The organism is Myxococcus sp. AS-1-15, assembly GCF_020037055.1.
Lineage (GTDB): Bacteria > Myxococcota > Myxococcia > Myxococcales > Myxococcaceae > Myxococcus > Myxococcus fulvus.
Map to the genome: position 1 here is coordinate 67387 of NZ_JAIQDF010000003.1, position 16805 is coordinate 84191.

Below are 16805 nucleotides of genomic sequence, written 5' to 3' on the forward strand. Positions count from 1 at the left end.
GGCCTTGCGGGCGGGCCCGTTCCACTTCAGGAGTCGTCTCTTCATGCACCACATCCGGAATGGCGCCGCCCGGCAGCTCTTGGGCGCGCTCCTGTGTTCTGTCGCCGTCACCGCCTGTCAGCCGGGCCCCGAGTCCCCCACGGGTGAGCCGGAGGTGCCGGAGGAGACGGGCTCCGGCGAGAGCCCCGTGGTGTACGGCACGGATGACCGCTTCGACGTGTACGCGCACGCCAACGCCACGCTGCGCCAGCGCGCCGAGCAGTCCACCGTGGCGCTGATGTCCCCGGACATGCTCGACACGTCCAACCCGGACGACGTCGGCTTCTACGCCTACACGCTGGGCGAGTACGAGAACCTGTGCAACAACCAGCGCTTCTGGAACGACCCGGCGGCCGCGTGGTGCTCGGGCACGCTCATCGACGATGACCTGGTGCTGACGGCGGGCCACTGCGTGGAGAACGCAGCCGACTGCGCCGACACGCGCTTCGTCTTCAACTACTACAACACGGGCGCCGACACCCTGCAGAAGGTGACGACGGCGGACATCTTCTCCTGCAAGGCCATCGTCACGCGGCGGCTGGACTCCGGCAGCGGCAGCACGAACCTCGACTACGCCATCATCCGGCTGGACCGCTCCGCCGCGCCGCGCTTCACCCCCGCGCCCGTGCGCTCGGGCAACACCGCGCTGACGGCGGGCGAGGGCGTGGCCGTCATCGGCTCGGGCAGCGGCATCCCCTTCAAGATTGATTCGGGCGGCAAGGTGCGCACCGCGCGCGCCAGCACCCTGGACTACTTCGTCGCCACCACGGACACCTTCGCGGGCAACTCCGGCTCGGGCGTCTACGAGACCGCCAACCACACGCTGGCCGGCATCCTGGTCCGCGGCGACGAGGACTACGTGCGCAGCGGGAGCTGCTACGTCGTCAACAACTGCCCGGAGACGGGCTGCGGGGGCGAGGAGATCACCTACGTCCAGCCCGCCATCACCGCGTTCTGCAAGGTGGCCACCAGCCAGCGCCTGTGCGGCACCACGCAGCCTCCGACGGGCGGCTCCACCTTCACCTTCTCCGCCCAGAACACCTACAGCGCCACGGTCAACACCACCCACAAGACGGTGGCGCTGACGGCGGGGCAGAAAATCACCGTGGGCACCTGCGGCGTGCCGGACGCGGCCGTCGTCGGTGACTCGTACCTGCGCCTGTTCGGCCCGAGCGGCCTGCAGGTCGCGGAGAACGACGACGCGTGCAACGGCCGGGGCTCCCAGCTGAGCTTCACCGCGACGGCGGCGGGCACCTACGAGGTCCGCGCGGGCTGCTACGACACCACCACCTGCTCGGGCACCGTGGCCTGGAAGCTCGAGGGTGGCGGCTCCACCCCCGCGCCCACCAGCGGCACGTTCGACTTCTCCGCCACCGCCACCAACAGCGCGCGCACGGGGACCACGAACCAGGACGTCACCCTCACCGCCGGCCAGTCGCTGTCCTTCGGCACCTGCTCGATGACGGGCGCCTCCGGCACCGGCGACACCTTCCTGCGCCTGTACAACAGCGCGGGCCAGCAGGTGACGAGCAACGACGACGCCTGCGGCTCGCTGTCCCACGCCACCTACACCGTGCCCGCGGGCGCGGGCGGGACGTACCAGATTCGCGCCGGCTGCTACGGCGCCACCACCTGCTCCGGCACGGTGGCCTGGACGCTCCGGTAGTCCCCGCTGATGCAAGTCACCTGACTCACCGAGGCGGGCGGTCCGTGGAAGACGGGCCGCCCGCTTCTGTCTTCGGGGCCACTTCCTCCACGCACGCCGGGCCAGCGGCCTGCCTGCCCGAGACACCGGCCTCTCCCGCCTGCTCAAGCCGCGCTTGACACACCGGGGGCCCGGGAATAACGCACGGCGACATGAGCACTGCCCGGTTCCCGCCGTCCCCGACGCGCCCGATTCTCAACGAGGGTCCGTTCCGCGCCCTGCTGCTGGAGAACATCCACCCGTCCGCGGAGGAGCTGCTGGCCGCCGAGGGCTTCCAGGTGGAGCGCGTCAGCTCCGCGCTCAAGCCGCTGGAGCTGGCCGAGCGGCTCAAGGGCGTGCACCTGCTGGGCATCCGGAGCAAGACCACGGTGCCCTCCGAGGCACTGGTGCATGCGGAGGAGCTGCTCGCCATCGGTGCCTTCTGCATCGGCACCAACCAGGTGGACCTGACGGCCGCCAACACGCACGGCATCCCCGTCTTCAACGCGCCCTTCAGCAACACGCGCAGCGTGGCGGAGATGGTCATCGCGGAAATCATCGTCCTCACCCGCCAGCTCTTCGACCGCAGCCGCGAGGTGCACACCGGCCAGTGGCGCAAGGTGGCCACCGGCAGCCACGAGGTGCGCGGCAAGACGCTGGGCATCGTCGGCTACGGCCACATCGGCTCGCAGCTGGGCGTGCTCGCCGAGTCCCTGGGCATGCGGGTGGTGTACTTCGACGTGATGACGAAGCTGCCGTTGGGCAACTCGCGCTCGGTGGCGACGCTGGACGAGCTGCTCGCCGAGTCGGACTTCGTGACGCTGCACGTGCCGGCGCTGACGTCCACGCACATGATGATGGGCGCCGAGCAGTTCGCGAAGATGAAGCGGGGCGCGAGCCTCATCAACGCCAGCCGGGGCACGGTGGTGGACATCGCCGCGCTGGCGGCGGCGCTCAAGTCCAAGCATCTGGGCGGCGCGGCGGTGGACGTGTACCCGGAGGAGCCGGAGGGCAACTCGGACGGCTTCGTGACGGAGCTGCAGAACCTGCCCAACGTGGTGCTCACGCCGCACATCGGCGGCTCCACCGAGGAGGCGCAGGCGTCCATCGGCAAGGAGGTGGCCGTCAGCCTCTCCAAGTTCTTCCGCACGGGCGCGACGACGGGTGCGGTGAACTTCCCCATGGTGGAGGCGCCGCTCATCCCCGGCACGCACCGCATCCTCAACGTGCACCGCAACATCCCGGGCGTGCTGCGCGACATCAACCGCATCGTCTCCGACCTGAACGCCAACATCCACGCCCAGGTCCTCAGCACCGACGCCAACATCGGCTACCTGGTGATGGACCTGGACCAGGACGTGTCGCGCCCGGTGTGTGACGCCATCGCGGGCCTCACCACCGACATCAAGACGCGCATCGTCTCCTGACCGCGCGCCGCGCCGCGCTCAGGCGTCCAGCACCTTCCCCGGGTTGAGCAGTCCCCGGGGGTCCAGGGTCCGCTTGAGCGCGCGCAAGAGCACCAGCTCCTCCTCCGAGCGCGAGTAGCCCAGGTAGTCCTTCTTCAACAGGCCGATGCCGTGCTCCGCGGAGATGCTGCCCGCGTGCTTCCTCACCAGCTCGAACATGGTGGGGTCCGCCTGCTTCGTGTGGGCGAGGAACTCCGCCTTGTCCATGGCGTCCGGCTTCATCACGTTGACGTGCAGGTTGCCGTCGCCGATGTGGCCGAAGAGGCAGATCTCCCACCCCGGGTAGCGCGCCTGGAACACGGCCTCCAGCTCCGCGCAGAAGGCCTCCAGGCCGGCCACGGGCAGCGAGATGTCGTTCTTGTGGGGCAGACCCGTGGCGGACAGGCTCTCGCTGATGCCCTCGCGCAGCGCCCACAGCTCCTGGGCCTGCGCGGCGCCCTGCGCCTGGGTGCCGTCCGTCACCAGCCCCCGCTCGAACAGCGAGCCCAGCCAGGCCTCCACCGCGGAGGCGTCACGCGACTCGGCCTCCAGCAGCACGTAGCAGCCGCTGTCGGCCTCGAACGGTGAGCGCAGCTTGCGGTGGCGCTGCACGCGGGAAAGGCAGCGGTCCGTGAAGAACTCGTAGGCGGAGATGACGAAGGCCGTCTGCTCGCGTGCGTCGCGGAACAGCCGCAGCACCGCGGCCACGTCCGGCACGGCGAAGAGGAAGACATCCTGCTTGCCGGGGACCTGCGTCAGCTTGAGCGTGGCCTCGGTGATGACGCCCAGCGTGCCCTCGCTGCCGATGAAGAGCTGGCGCAAGTCCAGGCCGGTGTTGTTCTTCTCCAGCGCGCCGTTGAGCTCCAGCACGCGGCCCTCCGCCGTGACGACCTGCAGGCCCAGCACCCAGTTGCGGGTGAGGCCGTAGCGGATGACCTTCACCCCGCCCGCGTTGGTGGCGATGTTGCCGCCCACGGTGCTGGAGCCCTTGGAGGCGAAGTCCACCGGCCACGTCAGGCCGTGCTCGGCGCAGTGGCGGTGCACCGCCTCCGTCACCGCGCCCGCCTGCACGCGCACCGTGTTGCCGAGCAGGTCCACCGGCCCCATGTGCGCCATGCGCCGCAGGGACAGCACCAGCTCTCCCTTGGCCGCCACCGCGCCGCCGGCCAGGCCCGTGCGCCCGCCGGAGGGCACCACCGCCACGCCGTGCCGGTGGCAGAGGGCGAGCAGCCGGGCGACCTCGTCCGTGGTGCGGGGCAGCGCCACCGCGCTGGGGGCAGGGGTGTACACGCGCGTCCAGTCGCGGCCGTACTCCTTCAGCTCCTCGGGCTCCCGGGTGAGAAAGTCCTGGGGGAAGCCCTCGGCGAGGGCGGCGAGGAAGTCGGCGGGGAGCGCGGCGTCGGACATGGCCCTCAGGCGTATTGCAGGCGCCCGCGTATGACAAGGCGCGCCGTGGGCCTCCGGTCGCCTGGATGACCGGCGGGAAATCCCGGGGAAAGGCCAGGAAAATCCCCTCGAGGTGTATATGCGGCGGGGCCTCGTGTGCCCTGCCCACCCCCGTCCCAGGTTGCCCCACATGTCCCCGAGTCGAGTCCTCCGAAACCTCGTGCTGTCGACCGCGGCCGCGCTGCTGCCCTCGACGCTGGCCTGGAGCGAGACGCCCCAGGTGGACGTGCCCTACGTCTTCGAGACGGTGGACAGCTACGCCATCACGGAGGCCAACGTCATCGAGATACGGGGCGTACTCCAGGGCGAGAGCGCCCCGCGGACCTTCGAGTTCGAGTTCTACTCGAACCCCGCGTACTACGACGCCAGCCAGCATGGCTCGCGGTGCGACCGGATGGCGCTGTTGGCCATGACGCGTCCGGGGCGCTACCTGCTTGAGCTGAAGGTCCAGCGATGGATTGGCGGACAGCCGTCCTGTCGCCTCACGCGTCGTACGGCGCAGCCCGCGCCCTGACGGCAAGGATGAGGGGCACATCCATGCGCACGATGCGAGGCAGTTGGCTGCCGCTCGCGCTGGCCCTGACGACACTCCAGGTCGGCTGTGGCAGCGGGCTCGAGAAGGGCGGCGAGGAGACACGACCGGACTCGGACGGCGATGGCGTCCTGGACGCGCAGGACTGCGCTCCGACGGACGGCCAGCGCTGGCGCGAGCTTTGGGGGTACGCGGACACCGATGGGGACGGCCGGGGGCATGGCCTCCGGGAGAAGGTGTGTGGCGCCCACGACCTGCCCCCGGGCTGGTCCGCCGTGGAGGGAGACTGCAACCCGACGGACCCTGGCACCTGGCGGGAAGTCCCAGGGCTGTATCCGGACCGCGACGGGGACGGGGCCACGGGTCCCAACCTCGTGAGGGCCTGCGTGGGAGAGCACGTGCTTCCCTACCGCGAGCAGCCGGGACCGCTGGACTGCGATGACGAGGACAGGCGCTACCAGGCGTCCACCTGGGTCTACCCCGACGCGGACGGGGATGGCGTGGGAGATGGCATCGAAACCTTCTCCATCTGCGCCCAGGACCCCCTCCCCGCGGGCTACGCGGCCCACTCAGGCGATTGCGACCCCACGGACCCGACGCGCAGCCAGACTCGCGTCTACCTGTACCGGGATGAGGACCTGGACGGGTATGGCCGGGAGTCGCCCGGCAGCCTCTGCCTGCCCCAGGGCGCGCCCCTGCCACCGGGGTACGTCGACCACTGGCTGTCGAAGGACTGCGACGAAGCGGATGCGACGCGGTTCCAGGTACGCGGCGTCTACACGGACAAGGACGGGGACGGGGCTGGCGACGGCGACATGCTGGCCCTGTGCATCGGCGACACGCCGCCCGCGGGCTACGTCTATTTTGGTGGAGACTGCGCGCCGGAGGACGCCACCCGCTGGCGGCTGCTCGACTACTCCTACCGCGACGCGGATGGCGACGGAGACACGGTGTGGTCGCCCGGCAACGTCTGCGCCGGCACGGAGCTTCCGCCGGGCCACCTCACCACCGCGCGAGGGGAGGACTGCGATGACCGGGATGCCACGGTGCGCGTGCGCTGGGACCTCTACCGGGACGCGGATGGAGACGGCGTGGGCGTGGGCCCCAGGGTCCCCGTGTGCGCGGGCACCACACGGCCCTCGGGCTACGCGACGACGGGCGAGGACTGCGCGGACGACGACGCCGCGCGGTGGCAATGGCTGTCCTATGCCTATCGGGACGTGGATGGTGACAGGTACACCGTGGCCGCCCCGGGCCAGCTCTGCGCGGGCGAGGCGCTGCCCGCCGGCTATCTCAACCTCTCCGTGGGCCCGGACTGCGACGACATGAACGCGTCGGTGCACAAGACGCTGCGCACGTGGCCGGACCTGGATGGGGACGGCGTGGGCGCGGGCGTCGCGGAGGACCAGTGCACGAACGGGCAGACGCCCGCGAACAGGTCGCTGCTGGGGAGCGACTGCGCGGACGACGACTCAAGTCGCTGGATGAGCCATTCGTATCGGCACGTGGACCGCGACGGGGACGGCTTCACCACGCCCGAGTCCGGCACGCGCTGCGCCGCCGCCACGCTCCCCGCGCCCTACTTCCTCCAGGCCACGGGCAATGACTGCGATGACACGAACGCGGCGCTCATCCGCTGGGCCGTGCTGTACCCGGACAACGACGGCGACGGCGTGGGCACCGAGCCCCGACGCATCCTGTGCATCGGCACCACCGTGCCTCCGGGCATGTCCATCTTCGGCGACGACCCGAACGACCATGACCCGTCGACGATGACGGACCCCGAGCACGAGGCGCTCGAGACCTTCATCCTCGACTTCTGAAGAACATTCCATCGTGTGACATCGGACGAACGCTCGTCCGGTGCCGGAGCGGGACACAGCGACAATCAAGCCCTTGCATTCATGCGAGGGCGGGTCCATTGTGTTTGACGGCGCGGGCAACCGCGCTGTCCATGACCTCCTCCAACTGACACCTCCGCTCCTCGAAGCGCACCTCGCCCTCGGCTCTGTCTTGAGTCCGTGCGGGCGTCGAACGTGCTCGGCGTGAGTCCACGCGGACAGCGGAGTTGTTCCCCAGGCATCCAGAGCGTGCGCCACGAGCCCTCACGGCCCGTGACGCGTCCCTTCCCTGTCCCACCGCGGCCTTCCGGCGCGGAGCGCCACCCGTGCGCGCGGCGGGACACAGCCACTCCCGAGGTCTCCGTATGCAATCCCAGACGCGCAAGCTCACGTACCACGTCGCCACCACCCTCGACGGCTACATCGCCCGCGAGGACGACTCCTTCGACTGCTTCGTCTTCGAAGGCGACCACGCCACCGAGTACATGGCCACGCTGCGGCACGACTACGACACGGTGCTGATGGGCCGCCGGACGTATGACGTCGGCCTGAAGTTCAAGGTCACCGACCCCTACCCGTACCTGGAGACGTTCGTCGTCTCGCGCAGCATGAAGGAGGCGCCGAATCCCCGGGTGAAGCTCATCTCGGACGACGTCGTCGGCGCGGTGCGCGCGCTGAAGGCGAAGGAGGGCAAGGGCATCTACCTGTCCGGCGGTGGCGCCCTGGCCACGCAGCTCTTCGCCGCGGGCCTGGTGGACGAGGTGCTCGTCAAGCTCAACCCGCGGCTGCTCGGCTCGGGCATCCCGCTGGTGTCCAGGCTGGACAGGCACCTCGAGCTGGCGCTGCGCTCGACCAAGGTCTACCAGAACGGCGTGGTGCTGCTGCGGTACGACGTCCAGCGCTGAGCGAGTGACCCACGGGAGGCACCCGAGGTGGGCCTGCTCACTTCGGGTGGCCTCCGCCCTCCGGCCAGAAGCCCAGCACCTTCTCCGTCGCGCCCAGCGAGGACCACTCCACCTGTCCGCTGAGCACCCGATGTCCGTGGGAGAGCGTCAGTCGCTTCCACAGCGGCACATCGCCGCGTCGAGAGGTCTCCCAGGCCGACCAGCTCACGCCCCCGGTGGCCTCCACCACGCGCGCCAGCACCCCGTCGAGCTCCGAGTCGGGCAGCCAGCGCAGTGAGTCCAACACCCAGTTCACCTCGGCCTGGATGGCGCTCGGCCGCCCCAGCACCGTGGCGAGCGCCTGGGGGCCCTGGCCATTGGGGATGAAGGACACGCCGCTCGGCCGCAGCATCGCCCAGCCCGAGCGCCCCTGCCCATCCTCTCGCAGCGTCGCCGGATAGAGGACCGCGTTCTCCAGCCGCACTCCGGAGCGCGCCAGCCCTCGCAGCGGAGCCTGCGTGTGCAGCTCGAGCAGCGTGGCGACCAGATTGGCCTCCATCAGGTAGGGCACCGTGACGCCCGGCGTCCCATCCACCCTCAAGGAGAACAACCTGCCCACCTGGATTCCGCCCGGCGCGATGGAGGACAGGGGCACCGACACGGCCTCGCCGAACACCGGCGTCCACATGAGCCGCTCGTTCGTCATCGTGAGCCAGCCGGAGCGCAGCAGCATCATGACCATCGGGACGACGAGGAGCGCCATCAACAACCAGCCTCCCACCGGGCGCCCATCCACCGGCAGGAAGAAGATGAGCGCGGACACGCCCAGCAGCGCCAGCGCCAGTGAGGACCAGCGCAGCGGTGTCTGACGGACAGGCACGGAGCCGGAGCGCTGCGTCTGGAAGAGCAGCACCTCGCCCTCCTGGAGGTTCTGGGACACCTGCTGCTTCGCCAGCGTGTCCAGCCGGCGCAGCTCCGTTGCCAGCGCGATGGGGCCGGACACGAACGCGTGGCGGGACAGCCGCCGACGCACCAGCGGTGCCAGCCGCCTCGAGCGCGCGTCCAGCTCGCGCAGCACGCGCATCAGGGGAAGCGACTCGGGCCAGGCCTCGCGCTCGGCGCGGCGCTTCGCGTGCTCCAGGGCCTCCGCGACGCGGGGTTGCTGCTCCAGCCACTCCTCGACGAGCGTGGGCTTCGCGCGCAGCTTGCGCTTCCAGGCGCGGCTGCGCAGCGCGGACTCCAGCGCGGCGATGTGCGCGTGCGCGGACTCCAGCACCTCGGCGCGGCCCTCCAGTTGGAGGCGCACGTCCTCGGAGGTGGGGCCTTCGCGAGGCGCCCGCTTGGCGAGGTCTTGTCGGGACATGGCTTCGGGCAAGGTTACCGGGTCGGCGCGCGGGATGCCCAGGCGTGGAGGCGCGCGAGGACGGCGCTCCGCTCCTTCGCGCCGGGCGTGCCCACGAGCGCCTCTTCGCCACGCACCAGGTGGACCTCCCGTGCGCCTTCGAGGCCTGGAGCCACCCGCACGTCCTCGGAAGACCAGGCCGTGCCACCGGTCGCCGCGACCGCGCGTGACAGCACGGCCTCCAACTCCGACTCGGGCTGCCAGCGAAGCCCCTCCAGCACCCAGGCCAGCTCCACGCGCCCGTCCAGCGCCCGCTCCCGGACCACACGCAGCCGACGCAACCTGCGCGGAATCCGTGAGCCCCGGGGCCAGCCCTCCGCCTTGCCCCGGCGCTCCAGGTGCTCCATCACCTCGGGCAACAAACCCTCCAGCTCGCGGACCTTGCGCAACAGGTCCGGCTTCTCGCGCAGGTGGCGCAGCCAGTGGCGTGATGCGAGCGCATCCACGAGCGGCGTGTAGCGATAGAGGGCCTCCTCGATGAACTCCACCCGGCCTTCCAGGCGGAGACGCAGGTCCTCTTCCGACGCTGGCGGCTCGGACGCGTTCGGACATCGCGCTCACAGGATAGACAGACAGGCGCTCGGGTTGGGAGCGACCGTTACCCTCCGACACCCCAGCCGTGGAGCAGTTGGAGGACCGTGCCTCGGTCGTCCGAGGCCGGCTTGCCCACGAGGACTTCCTTCCCTCGCGACAAGTGGACGTCCTGCTCCTCCTCCACGTCGGGAGACACGCGCACGTCCACGGAGGCCCAGGCGGCGCCCTGGGTCTGCGCGATGGCCCGCGCCAGCAACGCATCCAGCTCCGACTCGGGCTGCCAGCGAAGCGCCTCCAGCACCCACGTCAGCTCGACGCGTGAGTCGAGCCTCCGCCCCGTCGCGGCCTTCAACAAGGCCGCACCTGGGTCCGAGTCCAGGCCCGGAATGAAGTAGACGCCCCGGTGCGACAGCACGAGCTGCCCCGGCGTCCAGAGGTTGTTGCGACGAAGCTGCGCGGGATAGCTCACGAGCGTCACGGGCCGCTCGGCGCGCGAGGCGTTGGCACGGACCTGGGGCACGCGGAACAACTCGAGAAACACGCGCAGCCGCTCCACCTTCTCGCGCCCGAAGCGAGGCAGGTGGAGATACCGGTCACCGCGCACCGCCAACGTGCCCCAAGGCCCCTCTGGTTCGACGGCGCCGTCCCCCAGTGAGTCCAACCGCACGACCACCGGCGGATCGCCTCCCGGCGCCAGCCACACCAGCCGCTCCGGCGTCAGCCAGAGGACGCCGGGTGTACGACGTCGCAACAGGCTCGCGGTGAGGAGCAGCAGCAGCCACAGCGCGACCGCGGTGACCACGAGCGCCATCCCCCAATTGAACGAATTGCCCAGTCCATCGAACAGCACCGTGCCCAGGAACAAGCCCAGGACGAACTGCGCTGCGAGCACGTACTGCATCCCTCCTCCCGCCGAGCCGATGCGCAGCGAGAAGGGCTCCCCCGGTGTCCGCACGAGCGAGACATCCTGGAGACAAACCTCCTCGAGCTTCACGAGGGCATCCCGCAGCGGCAGCGACTCGGGGCGGCGGAGCAGCTCATCCAGCCGCCGGTCGACCAGGGTGGAGACTCGCGCCTGGAGGTCGCGCATGCGCCGCGCCGACGTGGGAATCCGGGCGTCGGCGGGCCAGCCCTCCAGCTCGCATCGGCGCTCCGTGCGCTCCAGGGCCTCGGTCAGCGAGCCCTCCAGCTCCCTGACCTCACGAAGCAGGCTCGGCGCGGCGCACACCTGGCGTCGCCAGCGACGGGACTCGAGCTGCTCGGCGAGCAGGCGGTAGCGTCGGAGGGCTGACTCGATGAGCTCCACCCGCCCTTCCAGGCGGCGGCGCAGGTCCCCCTCCGACGCCCGTGACTCCGACAGGGCGGCGCCGGTTCGGGTGCGTTCGGACATTGCGCGCACAGCATAGCCGGCGAGGCAGGGAGACGGGAGCAGCGCCCAGGTCAGGGGCCGCGCAGCGCTTCGTCCTTGCGCGCCGCGTCCCGGCGCGTGCAGCGCTTCCCCGGCGACCCACCCAGGAACATGAGCCCGTCCATCCCACCCGAGGTCCTCGTCGAGGTCGACCCGCTCCTGCTCTCCCGTGAGCTCTTCGCGGCCATCTCCATGCTGCGGAAGCGGACGGGCTGTCCGCTCGCCACGGCGGTCGAGCAGCTCACCTGGCGCTCCCAGGAGCTGGAGACGCTCCATCCCGCGTTCGGCGAGGCGGAGGCGGCGCGCCGGTGGAGGGAGAGCGCTCCCGAGGCGTGGCGAGCGCGGGCACGTGAAGCGCTCGATGCGCTCCCCCATCCTCCCGTGGCCATCGAGGTGCAATGGGATGGCGACTCGTTCGGATGGTCTCTCGATGTCTTCGCCATCCTGCCGGGTGCATCCACCGCGCATCCTCGCTTCACCTGCGTCCCGCTGGTGACGATGCGCCCCAGTGGCCAGACGATGGGCGACGCGCGTGTGCTCGCCATTGAAGTGGGCCAGCGGGCCCAGGAGCGCTGGGGCAGCCCCTTCTACTTCCCTGCGCTCGAGGAGAGTCCGGACGAGCCACGCTGGTGGGACACCCTGCCCGCCGAGCCAGGAGATGACGCGGGTTCGTGACGGCACGAATGCCCTGGAGCGGCGGACCACCCGGTGCACGCCGGGCCCGAGGCGCACCCCACGACGCACGGCTCGGGCATCGAACGCTCAACCGCTTCGCGCCCCCTCATGCGAAATGGGGCAGGCCCCTCGGGCCATCACTCACCTCGCTGCTCCCGCTCGAGCCGGCGCATCTGCGCCCACAGCCGCAGCTCGCGCGCGGCGTCCTCGTCGTCGGTGTCCCGCGACGAAGCGGTGGGGTACCCCGCTTCTTCCTGGACGGGATGCGCCGCCTGCCTCGGCTCTTCCTGACCGCTCTCGCCCGGCCACGTCTCCGTCCTTCCGGGAGTCGTCCGAGGCCCGCTCGCGACGTGCGGCTCGCGAGGCACCGGCTCCGCGTGCACGGGCGCGGCCTCGGCACCGGGCCGGCGCGGAATCCACAGCTCCGCGGTGGAGCGGGCACGAGGCACGGCCACGGGGCCCTGGACGCCGGAGGCCTGGGACGCGGAGATGCCCTGCGGCAGTCCCGACGAGCTGAGCCCATCATCGTTGTCCAGCTCCCCCAGCGGCGGCACGCACACCTCCGAGGGAGACACCGGCGTGGACTCGACGCGCACCGGATTGGGGAACGGCGCGCCCCGCAGCATCAGCGGGACAGGCGTCGTGGGCCCCTCCACGGGCAGCGGCGCGGGCTCCGCTTCAATGGGCGCGTGCGGCGGCGACGCGAAGGGATGAGCCCAGGCCCCTTGCGCCCCGGCCACCCCCGGAGCCGCCACCTCGGTGGAGTCCCGCGTGGGCGAGGTACTCACGGGCGGCGGAGAAGCCCCTCCCTCACGCCACATCGGCGCGGGGTTCTCTGTCGTGGCGAGGGACTCGACCCGACGGGACAGACGCGGAGCAGGAGGCCGCGTGCGGATGGAGGGCGACATCGCGGGAGGTGGAAGGGGACGCCGAGGCTCCGGGTCCGTCGCGTTGCCCGAGAGCATCATGCGCGCGCGAGCGGACAGATGCGCGTCACTCAAGGGCGGCGTGGGCACCTCGTCCGTCATCCCCTCGACCAGGTGGGGCGCGACCTTGCGCACCCGCGCCACCCAGTCCGCCGGAGGCCCCATGGCGCGCCGAGCCTGGACGTCCCGCACCCAGTGCTCCGGCGGCCCCACGCTCACCGCGGGCGCCGTCACCATCGTGATGGAAGCCAGGGGCATCGGTGGCCCCCGGGGCGCGGTGATGGGCGGCCCGCGGGTCGCGGGACACGCGCGCTCCGGAGTCAACCGCGCCTGGGAGAGCGCCGCGGCGAAGTCCGCCTCCTCCTCGGAGAGCACCGCCCGCGCCCAGTCCTTCATCCGCCGGGCGACGGAGCGCAGCCACCCACCGGGCACCTGTCCTCGCGCGCGGTCAACCACGGGTGATGGACTCGAAGACGAGGGTGAGTGAGTCGACGGCGATCTGCTGTCCGAGCACATCCAGCGGAGCCGCCCGCCACTTCTTCGGCCAGGCCTCGTTGAGGTCCCACCGCAGCTTCTGCGTCATCCCATCCCCGTCAAACAACAGCACGGAGACGTTCTTGCGCGACGGTCCCCCGTTCATCGACGCGAGGAACCAGTTCCACAGCTCCGGGGACTGCGTGACGCCGTAGCGCAGCGTCAAATCCCCGTGCATCACGGGCCCCGCGAGCCGCTCACGGGGATGCGGCGTGATGACCTCCACCTCCAGGTCGGTGCACTGGGTGAAGTGCCCCTCGCTCACCCCGTCGATGAGCAGCTTGAAGTTGTACGCGCGGAAGGGGTCCACGCGCGTGCCCATCCCCTGCTGCGATGGGGCCACCTCGGGCGCCTTGGCGTCAGTCATGGGTCACCTCCTCCACTTCGGCGAGGGAGCTCGGCACGTCAGTCCTCCTTCAGCGGCAAGTGGATGGGCAGCGGTTGGGGCTCGGCGGCCGGCGCCTCCACGGGCACCAGCTGGGTGATGACCGGGAAGCGCACGCGGTGAACCACGGACGCGGGCCGCTCGCGTCGGACCGGCAGGCGCACCCGGAAGCCGGGGCGCGGCGGCACGCGCAGCCCCGCCCAGAGCGTGGCGGGCACGGGCGTCAGGTCCACCTCGAACTCCGCCTCCTCCATCGCGGAGAAGACCAGCTCGCCGAGCAGCCGGTGCGCCTGTTCGGGAGCCTCCGCGCCGGCGGTGACCAGGTAGCAGACCGAGAACTGCAGCGGCCCCCGGCGTCCACCTCGCGCGGGAGGCGCGGGCCCCAGCTCCAGCAGGTACAGACACACTCCGCGCTCGATGACCTCCCGGTCCGGGACGCCGAGGTACACGGGCGCTTCGCCGGCGACGCGGCTCACCCATGCCTTCAAGCGTTGATCGACTTCGTCGATCATCCGGTCCCCCCAGGTCCTGGGCCGGCCTCCACGGAGCCTGTGAGCTCCGTGATATCCGGGCTCGCAAGGTCGCACCGACCGAGGGGCACCGGAAGTGCTCCCGGGGACAGCGCCGACGTCGCGAGCCCAACAGGCCCCCAGCCACGACACCCGCTTCGTCCGGCGGAGCACACGCGCGATGCACACGAATGAACCCACGACAAGTAGGCCCGGGGCGCACCTTCGACGCCTGGGCCGCACCAGGTGTCCATGGATGCGCGGGCATCGCGTCCTATCGTGGACCTCCTCGAAAGAACTCATGCCGCGCGCCCTCCTGCTGACCCTGCTGCTCGCCACGCTCGCGAAAGCCACACCCGCCGATTTCGCGTCCCCCACGTCCGAATCCCCCGAGGCGCTCGCGAAGGCGATGCCCGTGCTCGCCAGGGCCCTGCTGAAGGACCCTCCGGACGAGGACCTGGCCACCCGACTGGGCCAGCGCTTCCGGTTCCAGCTGGTGTCAGGTGACTTCGCGGGCGCGGTCGCGTCCATCCGCGAGCTCCGGCCCCTGTTGGAGGCGAACACAGCGACGCAGGGCATCACCTTCCTGCAGTACGAGGCCCACGCGCTGGCGAAGCAGGCCCAGGTCGAGCGCGGGACGCCGTACGCCGACGCGCTGCGCGGGGCGTTCGACCGGACCTTCGGCGCGCTGGAGGACCGGGTCGCGCTCGATGCGCGGGGGATGTTCCGCTTCGACCTGGAGCGGGCGCGACGGGAGCTGGACACCCGACTCGCCGAGGCGCGCAAGGCGGGACGGCTGACACGAGCCCAGGCGGTGGAGCTGGTGCGTCACTACCAGGTCCATCAGGTGTTCCAGGAGCTCTTGCCCGCGAGCGAGCCCCTGTGGGTCCGGGACGAGGCGCGCCGCTACGTCATCGAGGAGGACGTCCTGGTGCCCACGCCCGACGGGGCACAGGTGTCCGTGACCGTCGCGCGTCCCCGGAAGACCCAGGCGCCGCTGCCCACGGCGATGTCGTTCACCATCTACGCCAACGGCTTCAACAAGCAGGAGGCGGTGCGCTCGGCGGCGCATGGCTTCGCGGGGGTGACGGCGCTCACGCGAGGCAAGCGCAACAGTCCCGATGCGCCGGTGCCCTTCGAGCATGACGGGGACGACGCCATCGCCGTCATCGACTGGGTGAGCCGCCAGCCGTGGAGCGATGGGCAGGTGGGGATGTTCGGGGGGAGCTACGAGGGCTTCACGCAGTGGTCCGCGGCGAAGCGAGGGCACCCGGCGCTCAAGGCCATCATGCCGTCGGTGCCGGTGGCGCCGGGCATCGACGTGCCGATGCAGGGCAACGTCTTCCAGGGCTTCTTCTACCGCTGGCCGCGCTACGTCACGCTCGACAAGGGCCTGGCGGACGCGGACTACTTCGACGGGGCGCGGTGGGATGCGCTCCACGAGCGCTGGTACACGAGCGGCGAGCCCTATCGCGCGCTGGAGCGGCTGGACGGGCGTCCCAATCCCTTCTTCCAGCGCTGGCTGGAGCACCCGACGTACGACGCGTACTGGCGGAAGATGATTCCGTACCGTCAGGAGTTCGCGCGCATCCGCATCCCCGTGCTCACCACGACGGGCTACTACGACGGCTGTTCGTTGAGCGCGATGTACTACCTCACCGAGCACCTGAAGCACGCGCCGGACGCTCGCCACTACTTCGTCATCGGGCCCTACGACCACATGGGCGGGCAGCACGCGTCGAGCGATGAGCTGATGGGCTATCGCATCGACCCCGTGGCCCGACTGGACGTGCATGCGCTGCGCTACCAGTGGCTGGAGCACGTGCTGCGACAGGGGCCGCTGCCCGCGTTGCTGAAGGACCGCGTCAACTACCAGGTGATGGGGGCGAACACGTGGAAGCACGCGCCGGACCTGGCGCGTGTGAGCAACGGCGCGGTGGAGCTGTTCCTCGCGCCCTCGGCCACGGGCGCTCCGCACCGGCTGACGACAGTGGCGCCCGTGGCGGGGACCCGGCAGCGGCTGCGCGTGGACTTCAAGGACCGCTCGCCTGGGCCGCACTACGAGCCGTCGGACATCGTGTCCACGACGCTCGAGGCGCCGCGCGACGGCTTCGTCTACGTCGGCGAGCCGCTCACGCAAGCCCTGGAGGTGAGCGGGCTGTTCGCCGGGCGGCTCGACTTCATCACCAACAAGAAGGACTTCGACTTCTACGTGGTGCTCTACGAGCGCACGGCGAAGGGGGAGTACGTGTACCTGTCCTACGTGCTCCAGCGCGCCAGCCACGTGGCGGAGCGCGAGCAGCGGCGGCTGCTCGTTCCGGGCAAGCGCCAGCGCCTGACCTTCCAGAGCGGACGGATGACCAGCCGCAGGCTCGAGGTGGGGAGCCAGGTGGTCGCGGTGGTCGCCATCAACAAGCACGCGCAATCCCAGCTCAACCTGGGCACGGGCAAGGACGTCAGCGACGAGCGCCTCGCGGACGCGAAGACGCCCCTCGAAATCACCTGGCTGCCCGGGAGCCGGCTCACCCTGCCCGTGTGGAGGCAGCCCGCGCCCTGAGCCC

14 protein-coding genes are annotated in these 16805 nt (G+C 70.8%); 7 read left to right on the forward strand and 7 right to left on the reverse strand.

Annotated features, from left to right (window positions below):
- Window positions 1–43 precede the first annotated feature (43 nt).
- Together K8625_RS09805 and serA are read left to right on the forward strand one after the other, a co-directional pair.
- Complete coding sequence (locus K8625_RS09805) at window positions 44–1705, forward strand: serine protease (protein ID WP_223782535.1); 1662 nt, start codon at window positions 44–46, stop codon at window positions 1703–1705.
- Window positions 1706–1896: 191 nt separating this feature from the next.
- Window positions 1897–3150, forward strand: coding sequence for a phosphoglycerate dehydrogenase (serA, locus tag K8625_RS09810; RefSeq protein ID WP_223782536.1), 1254 nt, complete (start codon window positions 1897–1899; stop codon window positions 3148–3150).
- Window positions 3151–3168: 18 nt separating this feature from the next.
- On the opposite strand, the gene K8625_RS09815 is transcribed toward serA, so the two are convergent.
- Window positions 3169–4575 (reverse strand): FAD-binding oxidoreductase, encoded by a 1407-nt coding sequence (locus K8625_RS09815; RefSeq protein WP_223782537.1) that lies wholly within the window; start codon window positions 4573–4575, stop codon window positions 3169–3171.
- A 169-nt stretch (window positions 4576–4744) separates the two neighbouring features.
- Here K8625_RS09815 and K8625_RS09820 point away from each other — a divergent pair, with 169 nt between their 5' ends.
- From K8625_RS09820 to K8625_RS09830, 3 genes are all read left to right on the forward strand, one after another.
- Complete coding sequence (locus K8625_RS09820; protein ID WP_223747150.1) at window positions 4745–5128, forward strand: hypothetical protein; 384 nt, start codon at window positions 4745–4747, stop codon at window positions 5126–5128.
- Window positions 5129–5151: 23 nt separating this feature from the next.
- On the forward strand, window positions 5152–6969 hold the full coding sequence (locus K8625_RS09825; protein ID WP_223782538.1) for a hypothetical protein: 1818 nt from the start codon (window positions 5152–5154) through the stop codon (window positions 6967–6969).
- A gap of 383 nt (window positions 6970–7352) precedes the next feature.
- Entirely contained in the window at window positions 7353–7892 is a 540-nt protein-coding gene (locus K8625_RS09830) for a dihydrofolate reductase family protein (protein ID WP_223747148.1), read from the forward strand.
- A 37-nt stretch (window positions 7893–7929) separates the two neighbouring features.
- On the opposite strand, the gene K8625_RS09835 is transcribed toward K8625_RS09830, so the two are convergent.
- From K8625_RS09835 to K8625_RS09845, 3 genes are all read right to left on the reverse strand, one after another.
- Complete coding sequence (locus K8625_RS09835) at window positions 7930–9234, reverse strand: hypothetical protein (RefSeq protein WP_223782539.1); 1305 nt, start codon at window positions 9232–9234, stop codon at window positions 7930–7932.
- Window positions 9235–9248: 14 nt separating this feature from the next.
- A complete protein-coding gene (locus K8625_RS09840; protein WP_223782540.1) occupies window positions 9249–9761 on the reverse strand; it encodes a hypothetical protein in 513 nt (170 codons plus the stop codon).
- Window positions 9762–9871: 110 nt separating this feature from the next.
- On the reverse strand, window positions 9872–11197 hold the full coding sequence (locus K8625_RS09845; RefSeq protein WP_223782541.1) for a hypothetical protein: 1326 nt from the start codon (window positions 11195–11197) through the stop codon (window positions 9872–9874).
- 129 nt (window positions 11198–11326) lie between these two features.
- Here K8625_RS09845 and K8625_RS09850 point away from each other — a divergent pair, with 129 nt between their 5' ends.
- Complete coding sequence (locus tag K8625_RS09850; RefSeq protein WP_223747144.1) at window positions 11327–11890, forward strand: hypothetical protein; 564 nt, start codon at window positions 11327–11329, stop codon at window positions 11888–11890.
- A 137-nt stretch (window positions 11891–12027) separates the two neighbouring features.
- Here K8625_RS09850 and K8625_RS09855 read toward each other — a convergent pair whose 3' ends face one another.
- From K8625_RS09855 to K8625_RS09865, 3 genes are read right to left on the reverse strand one after another with little or no spacing between them, the layout of a single operon-like run.
- Window positions 12028–13272 carry a hypothetical protein gene (locus K8625_RS09855; protein ID WP_223782542.1) on the reverse strand — a complete coding sequence of 415 codons (1245 nt, stop codon included), beginning with the start codon at window positions 13270–13272 and terminating at the stop codon, window positions 12028–12030.
- Window positions 13265–13717, reverse strand: a complete 453-nt coding sequence (locus K8625_RS09860) for a phage tail protein (RefSeq protein WP_223747142.1) — start codon at window positions 13715–13717, stop codon at window positions 13265–13267. The genes K8625_RS09855 and K8625_RS09860 overlap by 8 nt, the downstream gene beginning before the upstream one ends.
- Window positions 13718–13755: 38 nt before the next feature.
- Window positions 13756–14211 (reverse strand): hypothetical protein, encoded by a 456-nt coding sequence (locus K8625_RS09865; RefSeq protein WP_223782543.1) that lies wholly within the window; start codon window positions 14209–14211, stop codon window positions 13756–13758.
- A 334-nt stretch (window positions 14212–14545) separates the two neighbouring features.
- On the opposite strand from K8625_RS09865, the gene K8625_RS09870 reads away from it, so the two are divergent.
- On the forward strand, window positions 14546–16801 hold the full coding sequence (locus K8625_RS09870; RefSeq protein ID WP_223782544.1) for a CocE/NonD family hydrolase: 2256 nt from the start codon (window positions 14546–14548) through the stop codon (window positions 16799–16801).
- Window positions 16802–16805 lie beyond the last annotated feature (4 nt).

Excerpts from the sequence above, each read along its gene's own strand:
- K8625_RS09805 (WP_223782535.1), top strand. The coding sequence starts at position 44 with ATGCACCACATCCGGAATGGCGCCGCCCGGCAGCTCTTGGGCGCGCTC.
- serA (WP_223782536.1), top strand. The coding sequence starts at position 1,897 with ATGAGCACTGCCCGGTTCCCGCCGTCCCCGACGCGCCCGATTCTCAAC.
- K8625_RS09815 (WP_223782537.1), bottom strand. The coding sequence starts at position 4,575 with ATGTCCGACGCCGCGCTCCCCGCCGACTTCCTCGCCGCCCTCGCCGAG.
- K8625_RS09820 (WP_223747150.1), top strand. The coding sequence starts at position 4,745 with ATGTCCCCGAGTCGAGTCCTCCGAAACCTCGTGCTGTCGACCGCGGCC.
- K8625_RS09825 (WP_223782538.1), top strand. The coding sequence starts at position 5,152 with ATGCGCACGATGCGAGGCAGTTGGCTGCCGCTCGCGCTGGCCCTGACG.
- K8625_RS09830 (WP_223747148.1), top strand. The coding sequence starts at position 7,353 with ATGCAATCCCAGACGCGCAAGCTCACGTACCACGTCGCCACCACCCTC.
- K8625_RS09835 (WP_223782539.1), bottom strand. The coding sequence starts at position 9,234 with ATGTCCCGACAAGACCTCGCCAAGCGGGCGCCTCGCGAAGGCCCCACC.
- K8625_RS09845 (WP_223782541.1), bottom strand. The coding sequence starts at position 11,197 with ATGTCCGAACGCACCCGAACCGGCGCCGCCCTGTCGGAGTCACGGGCG.
- K8625_RS09850 (WP_223747144.1), top strand. The coding sequence starts at position 11,327 with ATGAGCCCGTCCATCCCACCCGAGGTCCTCGTCGAGGTCGACCCGCTC.
- K8625_RS09860 (WP_223747142.1), bottom strand. The coding sequence starts at position 13,717 with ATGACTGACGCCAAGGCGCCCGAGGTGGCCCCATCGCAGCAGGGGATG.
- K8625_RS09870 (WP_223782544.1), top strand. The coding sequence starts at position 14,546 with ATGCCGCGCGCCCTCCTGCTGACCCTGCTGCTCGCCACGCTCGCGAAA.